At 67.9% G+C, this 12,703-nt stretch carries 15 protein-coding genes; 8 read left to right on the top strand and 7 right to left on the bottom strand.

Annotated features, from left to right (window positions below; all coding sequences use genetic code 11):
- Positions 1 to 35: 35 nt before the first annotated feature.
- Positions 36 to 2,147, bottom strand: a complete 2,112-nt coding sequence (gene purL / locus LT970_RS05445; RefSeq protein ID WP_232688452.1) for a phosphoribosylformylglycinamidine synthase subunit PurL — start codon at positions 2,145 to 2,147, stop codon at positions 36 to 38.
- Between the two features lie 167 nt (positions 2,148 to 2,314).
- On the opposite strand from purL, the gene LT970_RS05440 reads away from it, so the two are divergent.
- Both LT970_RS05440 and LT970_RS05435 read left to right on the top strand, forming a co-directional pair.
- Positions 2,315 to 2,998 carry a PHP domain-containing protein gene (locus tag LT970_RS05440; RefSeq protein ID WP_232688451.1) on the top strand — a complete coding sequence of 228 codons (684 nt, stop codon included), beginning with the start codon at positions 2,315 to 2,317 and terminating at the stop codon, positions 2,996 to 2,998.
- Positions 2,998 to 4,086, top strand: a complete 1,089-nt coding sequence (locus LT970_RS05435) for an asparagine synthase C-terminal domain-containing protein (RefSeq protein WP_232688450.1) — start codon at positions 2,998 to 3,000, stop codon at positions 4,084 to 4,086. The genes LT970_RS05440 and LT970_RS05435 overlap by 1 nt, the downstream gene beginning before the upstream one ends.
- A gap of 24 nt (positions 4,087 to 4,110) precedes the next feature.
- Here the strand turns inward: LT970_RS05435 and LT970_RS05430 are convergent, their stop codons facing one another.
- Positions 4,111 to 4,575, bottom strand: coding sequence for an NUDIX hydrolase (locus tag LT970_RS05430; protein ID WP_232688449.1), 465 nt, complete (start codon positions 4,573 to 4,575; stop codon positions 4,111 to 4,113).
- A 71-nt stretch (positions 4,576 to 4,646) separates the two neighbouring features.
- Complete coding sequence (locus LT970_RS05425) at positions 4,647 to 5,624, bottom strand: transcription initiation factor IIB (protein WP_232688448.1); 978 nt, start codon at positions 5,622 to 5,624, stop codon at positions 4,647 to 4,649.
- Positions 5,625 to 5,807: 183 nt separating this feature from the next.
- Here LT970_RS05425 and gatC point away from each other — a divergent pair, with 183 nt between their 5' ends.
- Positions 5,808 to 6,083 carry an Asp-tRNA(Asn)/Glu-tRNA(Gln) amidotransferase subunit GatC gene (gatC, locus tag LT970_RS05420; RefSeq protein ID WP_232688447.1) on the top strand — a complete coding sequence of 92 codons (276 nt, stop codon included), beginning with the start codon at positions 5,808 to 5,810 and terminating at the stop codon, positions 6,081 to 6,083.
- Complete coding sequence (gene gatA / locus LT970_RS05415; protein WP_232688446.1) at positions 6,084 to 7,355, top strand: Asp-tRNA(Asn)/Glu-tRNA(Gln) amidotransferase subunit GatA; 1,272 nt, start codon at positions 6,084 to 6,086, stop codon at positions 7,353 to 7,355. It abuts the gene before it with no gap.
- Between the two features lie 27 nt (positions 7,356 to 7,382).
- Here the strand turns inward: gatA and LT970_RS05410 are convergent, their stop codons facing one another.
- From LT970_RS05410 to LT970_RS05395, 4 genes are read right to left on the bottom strand one after another with little or no spacing between them, the layout of a single operon-like run.
- A complete protein-coding gene (locus tag LT970_RS05410) occupies positions 7,383 to 7,667 on the bottom strand; it encodes a DUF7967 family protein (protein WP_232688445.1) in 285 nt (94 codons plus the stop codon).
- A 54-nt stretch (positions 7,668 to 7,721) separates the two neighbouring features.
- Positions 7,722 to 8,171, bottom strand: a complete 450-nt coding sequence (locus tag LT970_RS05405; RefSeq protein ID WP_232688444.1) for a DUF7992 family protein — start codon at positions 8,169 to 8,171, stop codon at positions 7,722 to 7,724.
- A gap of 36 nt (positions 8,172 to 8,207) precedes the next feature.
- Positions 8,208 to 8,453, bottom strand: a complete 246-nt coding sequence (locus LT970_RS05400; protein ID WP_232688443.1) for a DUF2061 domain-containing protein — start codon at positions 8,451 to 8,453, stop codon at positions 8,208 to 8,210.
- A 39-nt stretch (positions 8,454 to 8,492) separates the two neighbouring features.
- Positions 8,493 to 8,951, bottom strand: coding sequence for an acyl-CoA thioesterase (locus LT970_RS05395; RefSeq protein ID WP_232688442.1), 459 nt, complete (start codon positions 8,949 to 8,951; stop codon positions 8,493 to 8,495).
- Positions 8,952 to 9,092: 141 nt separating this feature from the next.
- On the opposite strand from LT970_RS05395, the gene LT970_RS05390 reads away from it, so the two are divergent.
- From LT970_RS05390 to purM, 4 genes are all read left to right on the top strand, one after another.
- Complete coding sequence (locus LT970_RS05390) at positions 9,093 to 9,374, top strand: hypothetical protein (protein ID WP_232688441.1); 282 nt, start codon at positions 9,093 to 9,095, stop codon at positions 9,372 to 9,374.
- Positions 9,375 to 9,469: 95 nt separating this feature from the next.
- On the top strand, positions 9,470 to 10,984 hold the full coding sequence (locus LT970_RS05385) for a TraB/GumN family protein (protein ID WP_232688440.1): 1,515 nt from the start codon (positions 9,470 to 9,472) through the stop codon (positions 10,982 to 10,984).
- A gap of 19 nt (positions 10,985 to 11,003) precedes the next feature.
- Positions 11,004 to 11,600 (top strand): zinc metalloprotease, encoded by a 597-nt coding sequence (locus LT970_RS05380; protein ID WP_232688439.1) that lies wholly within the window; start codon positions 11,004 to 11,006, stop codon positions 11,598 to 11,600.
- Positions 11,601 to 11,639: 39 nt separating this feature from the next.
- Positions 11,640 to 12,701, top strand: coding sequence for a phosphoribosylformylglycinamidine cyclo-ligase (purM, locus tag LT970_RS05375; RefSeq protein WP_232688438.1), 1,062 nt, complete (start codon positions 11,640 to 11,642; stop codon positions 12,699 to 12,701).
- Positions 12,702 to 12,703: the final 2 nt, after the last annotated feature.

Genomic DNA, 12,703 nt, shown 5'->3' with positions numbered 1-12,703 from the left:
CTTCGTAGCGGCGTTTCTACGACGGTCAGACGCCGTTAGTCTAGTTCTGCTGCCAGCACGTCCCGCGCGTCGGCTATCTCCGAATAGTCGTACACGACCGAGTTGTCGCCGACCGAGAGCCGAAGCGAACCTCTCCCCATCACTGTCCCAAGGTCAACTACTGGCGCGCTGACCGCGTCCCGCAGCGCCGCCGCGTCAGTGGTCTCCACGACCGCGCGGCCCGGCGCCTCCGAGAACAGCGCTTCGACGCTCGGTGCCTGCACGTCCACGCCCCCGTCCTCGGTCACCATCTCCGCGAGCGTGACCGCGAGGCCGCCGTCGCTGATGTCGTGGACTGCGAGCGTCGCGTCGTGGGTCGCCGCCGCGCGGACCGCCGCAATGCCAGCGGCGTCCACCTCCGGGAATACGTCGCTACCGCCCCACTGCGCGAGATACTCGGAGCCACCCAGGGACTCGTCGTGTCCGCCGACGAGCACGAGGTCACCGTCGCCAGTGACAGTGCAGTCGGGCGCGTCGTAGCCCTCGCGCACGCCGAGCATCGCGAGCGTCGGCGTCGGCGGCACGGGGCCGGCCTCGGAGTCGTTGTAGAGGCTGACGTTCCCGCCGACGATGGGCACCGAAAGGTCCCGACAGCCGTCCGCGAGGCCGTCCACCGCCGCGGCGAAGCCGCCGTAGACGTCGGGCTTCTCGGGATTGCCACCGTTCAGGCAGTCGACGGCGGCGAGCGGCCGCGCACCGACCGCCGCGAGGTTCGTCGCGTTCTCGACGGCTGTCGCGTACGCGCCGCGGTACGGGTCGGCGTCCGTCCAGTTCGGGTTCGCGCCCGCAGAGAGCGCGAGTGCAGTTTTGCTACCGCCAGCGTCGGCAATTTCGTGGAGTGCGAGCGCCGCCGCATCGTCGCCGGGTCGCCGGAGCGTGCGGTTGCCGACCTCGTGGTCGTACTGGCGGTACACCCACTCCTTGCTCGCGGTGTTCGGACTGGAGAGGACCGCGTCGAGCGCCTCGTCGAGCGAGACGTCTGGAAGGTCGGTTGCGGGCGGTTCTGGTTCCTCCCGGTCGAGGTCGTTCATCGGCGCGCCGTCCGCGAGGAATTCCGGCGGGGCGTCGACGACCGTCTCGCCGCCCAGTTCGCAGACGTAGTTCCCCGCCGTGACTTCCCCGATGACGGAACAGCCGAGGTCGAAGCGGTCTGCGACGTCGCGCACTGCGTCCACGTCCTCTGGACGGACCTCGTAGCACATGCGCTCCTGGGACTCTGCGAGCAGGATTTCGGGCGCGTTCATGTTCGGTTCGCGCTGGTGGACGGCGTCGAGGTCGATGCGCGCGCCGAGTCCGCCCTTCGCCACCATCTCGGAGGACGTGCCGCCGAGGCCCGCGGCGCCGAGGTCACGCGCGGCGAGCACGAGGTCGCGGTCGACGAGTACCTCGTTCGCCTCCACGAGCAACTTCTCGGTGTACGGGTCGCCGACCTGCACGGCGGGTCGGTCCTCGGTTTCGGCGTCCTCGGCGAGGTCCTCGCTGGCGAAACTCGCGCCGCCCAGGCCGTCGCGTCCGGTGGCGTTTCCGACGAGCACGAGTTTGTTTCCGGCTTCTTTCGCGTCCGCGGTGACGAGTCGGTTCTCGGGGAGTAGACCGACGCACGCGACGTTCACGAGTGGGTTGCCCTCGTACCCCTCGTGGAACTGCGTACTCCCGGCGACAGTCGGGACGCCAATGGCGTTCCCGTAGTCGCTGATACCCTCCACGACGCCCTCGAGGAGGTACCGGGAGTGTTCGTTCGCGAACTCCCCGAAGTAGAGGGAGTCCGCGAGCGCGATGGGGTACGCCCCCATCGAGAGGGTGTCTCGGACGATGCCGCCGACGCCCGTCGCGGCGCCGTCGTAGGGGTCGACGTAGCTCGGGTGGTTGTGGCTCTCGACGCCGAACGTCACGAACAGTCCATCGGCCACCTCGACGACTGCTGCGTCGTCGCCCGGGCCGACGACGACGTCCGCACCATCCGTGTCGAATGCACCCAGGAGGGGTTGTGAGGATCGGTACGCGCAGTGTTCGCTCCAGAGGTTCTCGAACAGCGCGGCCTCAGCGGGCGTCGGGTCGCGGCCGAGTTCCGCCGTCACGAGTCGGCGGTCCGGGTCGTCGAGACTCATTCACTAACTTGGTTCTTCTTCGGGTGTTTAGTCGTTTCTATGCACACGTTCGTGCATCTACAACGGCAGAGGGCGAGTTATCGGCCCGGCACACGGTGAGACCGAATTTTTGTGACACCTGTCCGTCGACCGATTCGTTTTTGGCGCGTCCACCGAAACTGACGGTCGTGCTGTCCGTCGAGTTCCACACCCACTCGTCCGCGTCCCACGACGGCCGTGATTCCGTCGAGATGCTGCTCGAGCAAGCCCAGGCCGTCGGTCTCGACGCGATCGCCGTCACGGACCACGACGAGTTCGAGGCGAGTGAACGAGCCGCCGACCTCGCGTCGGAGTACGATCTCGTCGGCATCCCCGGGATGGAGGTGACGAGTGCGGCCGGTCACGTGCTCGCAATCGGCATCGACGAAGCCGTCCCATCGGGTCGCTCTTTCGCCGAGACGATTGACGCCATCCGGAAACGCGGCGGCGTCGCCATCGTTCCACACCCGTTCCAGTCCTCGCGGAGCGGCGTCGCGGCGAACATCTCGCGTGGCGAACTCGCGGACGCGGACGCCATCGAGGTGTACAACTCCCGCCTCCTGACCGGGCGCGCGAACCGCCGCGCCGAGGAGTTCGCGCGCGACAACGGTCTCCCGATGACCGCGGGAAGCGACGCCCACATCGCGGAGATGGTGGGGCAGGCGGTGACCCGCGTGAACGCCGAAGAGGCCTCCCTGTCCGCCATCCTGGACGCCGTGCGCGCGGGCGAGACGACCGTCGAAGGGAAGCGCACGCCGTGGCGGATCAGTTTCCGGCAGGCCGCCGGTGGCGCGAAGCGTCGCGTGAAGAACCGCCTCGGGCAGTTCTTCTGATGGACGACGGGGTCGCGGAGGTCGCCCGTGACGCGCTCGCGAGCGGCGACCCGCTTCCCGGAACGTGCGGGTTCGCGGGTGAACTCGACGGGCGACTCGTGCGGGACGTTCTGGGCCGAGACCTCTGTTACGTCGAGGCGGACGCCGCTGAACTAACGAGCGACGCGTGGAGTCACGACCCCGACGACCTCGAGTCGCCGACGCTCATTCCCGCTGGACACGTCTGGCAGAACGGCGAGACGCGCCGCGCGTGGTCACTGCCCGACCCGCCAGCGAACCGCGAGCGAGTTGTCGAACGCGTTCGAGACGCCATCCTGGACGCGGTGACCCGCTCCCTCGACGACACCGCCAACCTCGCCGTCGCGTTCTCGGGCGGCGTGGACTCCGCATTGCTCGCCGCCCACGCCGACGCACCCCTGTACGTGGCGGGCTACGGCGACGCGACCGACGTCGAGTCAGCGCGGGAGTCGGCGGACGCAATGCGGCGACGCGACGACCTCCGGGTCTGTGACCTCTCGCTCGACGACATCGAGGCCGCGGTGCCCGAGGTGGCGCGAGCCATTGGACGCACGAACGCGATGGACGTCCAGATAGCGCTGCCGCTGTACCTCGTCGCGACGCGGGTCGCCGCGGACGGCCACGACCACCTGGCGCTCGGCCAGGGCGCCGACGAACTGTTCGGCGGGTACGCGAAGGTGGCGAACGCGCCAGACGACGACCGCGTCGAGGCCGACACCGTGCGTGGCGCGCGCCGGGAGGTGCTCGCGACGCTCCCCGACCAACTGGAGCGTGACGTACGCGCAATCCGCACGGCGGGGGTCGAACCTGTGACGCCGCTGCTCTGCGACGACGTCGTTCGCGCGGCGCTAACGCTGCCCGGCGAGTGGCTGGTCGAGAACGGCGTGCGGAAGCGCGCGCTCCGCGAGGCCGCCAACGAGTGGCTGCCAGACTGCGTGGCGAACCGTGAGAAGAAAGCGGTCCAGTACGGCAGTCTGGTCGCCCGTGAGGTCGACCGACTCGCGCGGCAGGCAGGATTCAAGCGTCGGATGGACGACCACGTCACGAAGTACGTGGAGAGTAGACTGTAGCGCGGCGCCGCGTGTTGAGCCGGGTCAGTCCACGGCCTCGATGGCTTCGATGGCGATGCGGGTAGTGTCGGCGTCGACGTCGCTTTCGCGTAGCTCTGCGGGTGTGTACCAGTTCCACGCGTCCGGCGGTTCCTCCCCCGGAGCGGGGTCGATGTCGCGGGTCGGCGCGCGAGCGAAGTAGACGTGGTCGACGTGCTGGTGGCCGACCTCGCCGTTCTCGTGGACGTTGATGTCGTACAGCATCTGGTAGCGCGGCGTCGGCAGCGCCTTTCCGTCGGGCGCCGGCACGTCGGGCGCGCTCCCGAGTAGCGTCGCGTCCAGGCCGGTCTCCTCGCGGACCTCGCGAAGACCGGCCTCGTGGGGAAGTTCGTCGCGGTCGACGTGGCCGCCCGGCGGAATGCGGATGCCGAGACGGGCGTGCTCGTGGAGCGCCGCGGCGCCGTCGTTGACGACGTAGACGGTCGCGGTGAAGTGGCGGGTCGTCTCCATGACGGCGACTCTGGCGAGTCGGCGGAAAGCGGTTACGGAACGGCCAGGACAGTGCTCTGACTCTCGTCGCGTTACGCCTCGACGGAGACGTCGTTCTCGGCTTCGAGGAGTTCGTGGTAGCGGTTCCGGATGGTAACCTCGGAGATGCTCGCCACGTCGCTCACGGCGCTCTGCGTGACGCGCTCGTTCGTGAGGAGGCTGGCCGCGTAGACGGCCGCCGCGGCGAGGCCGACGGGGCTCTTCCCGGACGTGATGCCGGCCTGTTGGGCGCTGCCGAGGAGCGAACGGGCGCGGCGCTCGCACTCCTCGCTCAGCCCCAGGTCCGAGCAGAACCGCGGGACGTACTGCGCGGGGTCGGCGGGCGCGACCTCGAGGCCGAGTTCGCGGGCGACGTAGCGGTACGTGCGCGCGATCTCGTCTCGCTCGACGCGAGAAACGTTGGCCACCTCGTCGAGACTCCGTGGCGTGTTCGCCTGCCGCGCGGCGGCGTAGAGGGCGCTGGTGGCGACGCCCTCGATGGAGCGGCCGGGCAGCAGATTCTCGCTCAGAGCGCGGCGGTAGATGACCGACGCGGTCTCCCGGACGTTCTTGGGGAGGCCGAGCGCGCTCGACATCCGCTCGATCTCGCCGAGGGCCTGCTTGAGGTTGCGCTCCTTGGAGTTGCGCGTGCGGAATCGCTCGTTCCACTTCCGGAGCCGCTGCATCTTCTGGCGCTGTTTCGAGGACAGGGAGTTGCCGTAGGCGTCTTTGTCCTGCCAGCCGATGTTCGTGGACAGCCCCTTGTCGTGCATCATGTTCGTGGTGGGTGCGCCGACGCGGGACTTCTGGTCCTGCTCGCTCGCGTTGAACGCGCGCCATTCGGGGCCGCGGTCGATCTCGTCTTCCTCGACGACGAGGCCACAGTCAGCACAGACGGTCTCGCCGCGCTCCTCGTCGGCGACGAGGTCACCGCCGCACTCCGGGCAGCGTTGTTGCTCGTCGCGCTCCTGTTGCTCCCCACCCCTGGTCTCCTCCTCGTCGGCTTCCCGTCTCGTTCTGGTGTTGCTCATGCTGGAGAACCGGCCACAATTCTGTGGCCAGCAAAGCGTCTAATAGCAGTGAAAACGGGCCGGCGGCACAAAAGCGCTTTGGCCTCGACGGCCGTCTACGGCCCAGAACGACGGTAAATCGGGGCGTACCCTCGAAACCGAGGCATCGAAACCCTTACCGAGGCCACGCGCGTTCCGCCGGACATGAGCGATTCCGTGGACCGGGAGGACGTCCAGCACGTCGCAGACCTCGCTCGCGTCGATCTGGACGACGAGGAGGTCGACGCGTTCGTGGGCCAGTTCGCCGACATCCTCGAGCACTTCGAGGCGCTCGAGGACGTGCCCGAGGTCGAGGCCGAACCCGACCTCGTGAACGTGATGCGACCCGACGAGGAACGCGACTGTCTGAGCCAGGAGGAAGCCCTCCAGAACGCGACCGAGACCGAGGACGGCCAGTTCAAGGGCCCGAAGGTGTCGTAGATGGGGCTGAACGCGTTCATCACCGAGGAGACCATCGAGAGCGACGAAGACGGCATCCTCGACGGCCGAACGGTCGCCGTCAAGGACAACATCTCGACCGAGGGCGTGCGGACCACCTGCGGGTCACGGATGCTCGAGGAGTACGTCCCTCCGTACGACGCGACCGTCGTCGACCGCCTGAAGGACGCGGGCGCGACCATCGCCGGGAAGGCGAACATGGACGAGTTCGGGATGGGTACGACCACGGAGACGTCGTACTTCGGGGCGACGAAGAATCCCGTCGACGAGAACCGGGTTCCCGGCGGTTCCTCCGGTGGCTCCGCGGCCGCCGTCGCCGCCAACGAGGTCGACCTCGCGCTCGGTTCGGACACTGGCGGCTCCATCCGCTGCCCGGCGGCCTACTGCGGCGTCGTCGGCATCAAGCCCACCTACGGCCTGGTCTCGCGGTACGGCCTCGTCGCGTACGCGAACAGCCTCGAGCAGATCGGCCCGATCGCACCGACCGTCGAGGAAGCCGCCGAACTGCTCGACGTCGTCGCCGGACCGGACGAGAACGACGGTACGACGCGCGAAAAGGCCGAGGACAGCGACTACGCCGGCGCGGCGAACGGCGACGTCGACGGCCTGACTGTCGGCGTACCCACGGAACTGGTCGAGGGAGCGGACGACCGCGTCGTCGAACGCTTCGAGGCGACCCTCGACGACCTGCGCGACCAGGGCGCGAGCGTCGAGCAGGTCAGTCTGCCCTCCGTCGAGTACGCCGTGGCCGCGTACTACGTCATCGCGATGAGCGAGGCGTCCTCGAACCTCGCGCGCTTCGACGGCGTGCGCTACGGCCACAGCGGCGGGTACGACGGCAACTGGAACGAGTCGTTCTCGGACGCGCGCGCCGAGGGCTTCGGCGACGAGGTCAAACGCCGCGTGCTGCTCGGGACCTACGCGCTCTCGGCGGGCTACCACGACAAGTACTACAAGCAGGCCCAGGAGGCCCGGTCGTGGGTGAAACAGGACTTCGACGAGGCGTTCGAGTCCGTGGACGTGCTGGCGTCCCCGACGATGCCGATGCTCCCGCCGGAACTCGGCGAGAGCCTCGACGACCCCCTCCAGATGTACCTCGCGGACGCGAACACGGTCCCCGTGAACCTCGCGAACCTCCCCGCCATCTCCGTGCCGGCGGGCGAGGCGGACGGCCTGCCGGTGGGTTTCCAGCTGGTCGGCCCGGCGTTCGGCGAGGAGACCATCATCGACGCGGCCGCCGCGGTAGAGAACTGAACGCCGCAGCGCGTCTGTCGGTTCTCCTCAGATGACGTCGTCGGGGTCGTGTTCGTCCCGCATCCGCGTTGCCTCGGTGGCGTACTGCTCCCGGAGGTCGGAGTCCTCGACGTCGCCGAGGTTGTGGGGCTCAGCGTCGACGGCCGCTGTGGTGTCCCGGACGTCCGAGAACGAGGTGAGCGCGCGCTCCTTCCGGAAGTACTGGCGTCCGTCGGGCGTCGCGTACGTGAGGATGATGAGGTTCTGCTCGTCGTCGGAGTACGTGCGTTCGACCAGCCACACACGGACGACGTCGCTCCCTGAGTCGGTCATGCGCGCACCCACGTAGACGAGAAACTTCAATCCAGTCGGTGGGAGCGACCGCGCTCAGAAGTCCGGCAGGTCGTCGGGCGCGTCGTATTCGGCCTCCCAGTCGACGTAGTCGGCTTTCAGCACGCGCGCGACCTCTGAACCGAGTTCCGCGAGCGACGCGTTGATGGCCGACACCGTCTCCCACGAGTCCAGGTCGGGATGGATGTCGCGTTCCTTCCAGGTCTCCGGGAGTCCGGGCGCGTGGTAGCCGACGCGGTCCGCGAAGTCGTCCCAGAAGAAGTCGAACTCCTCGAACAGGCCGAGATCGACCGCGATGTCGAATGCCTCGCGGTCGAGGTCGGTGTCCGTAGTCCACGAGTCGAAGGCGTCCCGCCACGCGCCCTCGCGGAGGAACCGCTCTAGGTCGTCGCGGTGGTAGTCGGTCCCCTGTACAGTAACGTCCTCGTACTCGTCGGGGTCACCCGCGAGACTCGGCGGGTCGGGAAGCGGCGCGTCTAGGGGCACACTCGACGTAGGTCGGGGGCGATGAAAAGCGTAGTCCTACTCCCCGGTCGACGCCTCGACGCCCCACGAGACGTGGTCCCAGGCGCGCTCGTAGACGTAGTAGGTCCCGGTCTTGAGGAGGTTCGTCGCGACGCCGATGTTGACGGCCTGACTCAGGTCGTGCGTGAACGCGAGCGCAACGCCGAACGTGATTGCGACCATGAACAACCGGTACACGACGGTCTTCGTGACGGCCCGCGTCCGTTCCTGAAGCGGCGAGCGCGTGAACGTGTCCCCGAGCATCTGCCTTCCCTACGTCTACAGTGGGCTTAAAATTCGACGTCAGTCGCGCTGCTTCACACGGTCCTCGAGGGCAGCGTTCCGCAGGCTCTCTTCGGCCTCGCTCTCGCACTCGAGGCGCGGCACCTCCGTGGGCTTTCCGTCGTCGTCGAGCGCGACGAACGTGAAGTACGACGTCGTGGTCTTTCGCTCGGTGCCCTCCCGGGGGTCCTCGGCGTGCACGTCCACCTTCACGTCGACGCTCGACGTGCCAACGTCGAAGACGTACGCCTCGACGACCGCGACCTCCCCCATCTCGATGGGGCTGATGAAGTCGACGTGGTCCATCGACGCGGTGACACACTGGTTGCCGGCGAACCGCATCGACGCGATGGCCGCACAGATGTCCATCCAGTGGAGCACCGCACCCCCGAGGGCGCGCCCGAGGTTGTTCGTGTCGTTGGGCAACAGCAACTCGGTCATCTCCGTGTACGAGTCCATCAGTCGCGCGGAGTCAGCCATAGGCGGGCCAACGAGTCGCGCCCTATGAAACCTTGCGAGTGACGACCCACGTCTCCCCGTCGTCCAATCAGATCCACCCCCACCCACCAAACCTACATAAATTCTATGTGGTTTCGAGTGGAACTGTTGGATAGAACATCGATGACTGGTCTTCGACGCGCTCTCGTCGGGAAGACGACGGTCGCAACGTTCGTTATCCTGGGCGCGGCGATGGCCACGATACCCGGATTCGTCCTCACCTATTACCCCATCGCGCTGGCGACGTTCGTCCGCAACAGCTACGCGCCGGGGATCGAGATGGGGCCGGCCTTCTATCTCATCGCCCTCCTCGGTGTGTACGTCGAAGCGGTCGTTCTTGCCGCGCTGTTCCGTGTCGGACACCGCGGATACGAGATGGTAAACGAACGGTCCAAAGCAGCGTAAGCATGCGTACGCCTCGAACGGTGTGGTCAAACGTTAGCGTTTGATACCACACCCTTCCGACAAGCGTAAGGGCCGCCCGCCGAATTTCGAAGGCAATGAGTGAGGAGCACGCGGCGACCCACGAGGGTTCTGTTCGGGTCGTCGGCACCGCTCACGTCTCCTCGGACAGCGTCGAGGAGGTCGAGCGCGTCGTCGAGGAGGAACAACCGGACACGGTCGCCGTGGAACTCGACGAGGGGCGCTTCCGCCAGATGCAGGGCGAGGCGCCCGAGGACCTCGACGCGAGCGACGTCCTGAAGGGGAGCATGGCAGTCCAGTTCCTCGCGTACTGGCTGCTCTCGTACGTCCAGAAGCGCCTCGGGGACCGCTTCGGCATCGAACCCGGCGCGGACATGAAGGCGGGCATCGACGCCGCTGATGCGGCCGGCGCGGACGTCGCGCTGGTCGACCGCGACATCCAGATGACCATCCAGCGCTTCTGGGCGCGGATGACGAGCACGGAGAAACTCCGCCTCGTCGGGGAACTCGCGCTCGGCGTCACCGACAGTCGAACGCTCGGGCTCGCGGTGGGTGGCGTCGTCGGCTTCCTCGTCGGCGTCGTCGCAGAACTCGTCGCCGGCCCGTTCGTCCTCCCCGCAGCAGCGAGCGCGCCGGCGGGAATCGGCGTGCTCGGCATCGTCGTCGCGGTCCTGACTGGACTCTCCGAGGCAATCGGCTTCGCGTTCGTCGGCGCACTCGCCGTTGGAACCCTGTTCGCGGTGCTGTTCGCGCGCACAGAACCCGAGGACGTCGAAGAGTTCTCCATGGAGGAGTTGACTGACGCGGACGTCGTGTCCGCGATGATGGAGGAGTTCCGGCGGTTCAGCCCGGAGGGCGCGAACGCGCTCATCGACGAGCGGGACGCCTTCATCGCGCACAACCTCGTTGGCCTGCGAGAGCAGGGCAAGCACGTGGTGGCTATCGTCGGCGCGGGCCACCGCGAGGGCATCGAGCACTACCTCGCCCATCCCGAGGAGTTGCCGCCGATGGAGAGCCTGGTCGGCGTCGAGGAGCGACGGTTCTCCCTGTTCAAGGCGCTCGGACTGCTGATCACGCTCGGCTTCCTCGTCTTCTTCGCGCTGCTCGTGATGGCGGGCGTGAGCAACACGGTGCTGCTGAAGGTGTTCGGCGCGTGGTTTCTGTTCAACGGCGTGATCTCGGCGGGCGCGGCGAAACTCGGCGGCGCACACTGGACGAGCGCGGGCGTCGGCGGCGCGGTGGCGTGGATGACGAGCATCAACCCCCTGCTCGCTCCCGGGTGGTTCGCTGGCTACGTGGAGATGCGCTACCTGGACGTGAACGTCTCGGACATCTCGACGCTGAACGAACTCTTGGACGACGAGGAGACACCGATTCAGGACCTCGTCGAGCAGATGCTCGACGTGCCGTTGTTCCGACTCATCGCCGTCGTGGCGCTGACGAACGTCGGGAGTTTCGTCGCGAGCGTGCTGTTCCCGTTCGTCGTGCTGCCGCTGATCGGCGGCCCCTTCGACAGCCTCGCGGCGGTCACCGACGCGATGGTGCGGGGAGCACAGAACAGCGCGGACGCCATCTGGGGGCTGGTGCAGTGAGCGCCCGGAGGCCGGACCGATGAACGTCAGCAGACGAGAGGTGCGGGACCTCACGGTGGCGTGGCTGGCCCTCGGTCTCGCGTTCGCGTTCTTCGAGAGCCGCGTGTCGGCGGCGACCATCGCGGACGTGGTCACCACGACGGCGTTCGTCGAGGAGATACTGTTGAGCCTCGCGACGGTTGGCGTGGCGTTCCTGCTCCACGAACTCGCGCACAAGGTCGTCGCGCTCCGCTTCGGCCAGCACGCGGAGTTCCGCGCGGACTACGGAATGCTCGCGCTCGCAGTGGCCGGCGGCCTCGCCGGCTTCCTGTTCGCCGCGCCGGGCGCGGTCCACCACCGCGGGTACATCACGCCGCGGGAGCACGGCCTCATCGCGCTTGCCGGCCCCGCGACGAACGTCGGCCTCGCGGTCGTCTCGCTGGGGCTCTTCCCGTTCGCGCCGAGCATCGCGGCCCGCGGCCTGTTCATCAACGTCCTGCTCGCGGGATTCAACATGATCCCCTTCGGCCCGCTCGACGGCGCGACGGTTCTGGAGTGGAGCACTGCGGCGTACGCTGTCGCGGCGGTGTTCACCATCGGCCCCGCGCTGTGGTTCTTCTTCGGCGTCGGTGTATAGACCGGCACGCTTTTCGCCCAGAACTACACACGACCGTGTATGAGCGAGGGCGGGGAGCGATCTGACGAGCGAGACGAGGAGCAGACGAACGAACGGGACGACGAGCAGACGAACGAGCAGAACGACGAGGGACTGACCTACGCCGACGCTGGCGTGGACGTCGACGCGAGCGAGGCCGCGACGGCCGCGCTCGTCGGCGCGGTGTCGGACCTCGGAAACACGACCAACTACGCGGGGTTCGTCGACGTCGGCGACCGCCTGCTGGCGCTGGCGACCGACGGCGTCGGCACGAAACTCCTTGTCGCGGAGGCGATGGACGACTTCTCCACCATCGGCATCGACTGCGTCGCGATGAACGTCAACGACCTCGTCGCGGCGGGCGTGCCGCCAGTCGCGTTCGTGGATTATCTCGCTGTGGACGAACCCAGCGAAGCGCGTTCCGAGCAGGTCGGTGAAGGACTTGCGGCCGGCGCAGAAGAGGCAGGGATGGCGCTCGTCGGCGGCGAGACAGCGGTGATGCCAGAGGTCGTGAAGGGCTTCGACCTGGCCGGCACTGTCGCCGGTCTCGCGCCGAAGAACGCCGTCTTCCCGGGCGAAGCGGAGGGCGGCGATGCGCTCGTCGGCTTTCCGTCCTCGGGCATCCACTCGAACGGTCTGACGCTCGCCCGCGAGGCAGCACAGCGCGCGGGCGGGTTCGACGAGCCGTTCCCCGGTGACGGCTACGAGACGGTGGGCGACGCGCTGCTCGAACCGACGCGCATCTACACCTACTTGCTCGACGCGCTGGGCGAGCACGACGTACACGCCGCCGCGCACGTCACGGGCGGCGGGTGGACGAACCTCGAACGCATGGGTGAGTTCCGCTACGACGTGACCGACCCGCTTCCCGCGCAGGACGTCTTCGCGTTCGTGCAGGACGCCGGCGACGTGAGCGACGAGGAGATGCACCGGACGTTCAACGTGGGCACCGGGTTCGTCGTCGCGCTCCCCGAGGACGAGGCGGCATCGCTCGCGGGCGAGACGGACGGAGAAATCATCGGGCGCGTCGAGGACGTGGCAGAAGGGAGCGAGGAAGTGGCGATTCGCGGCCTGTCGCTCTGAGG

This window comes from Halobacterium zhouii, assembly GCF_021249405.1.
Lineage (GTDB): Archaea > Halobacteriota > Halobacteria > Halobacteriales > Halobacteriaceae > Halobacterium > Halobacterium zhouii.
The sequence above is the reverse complement of the archived record's forward strand: the minus strand, read 5'-3'. Positions and strand labels throughout refer to the sequence as shown.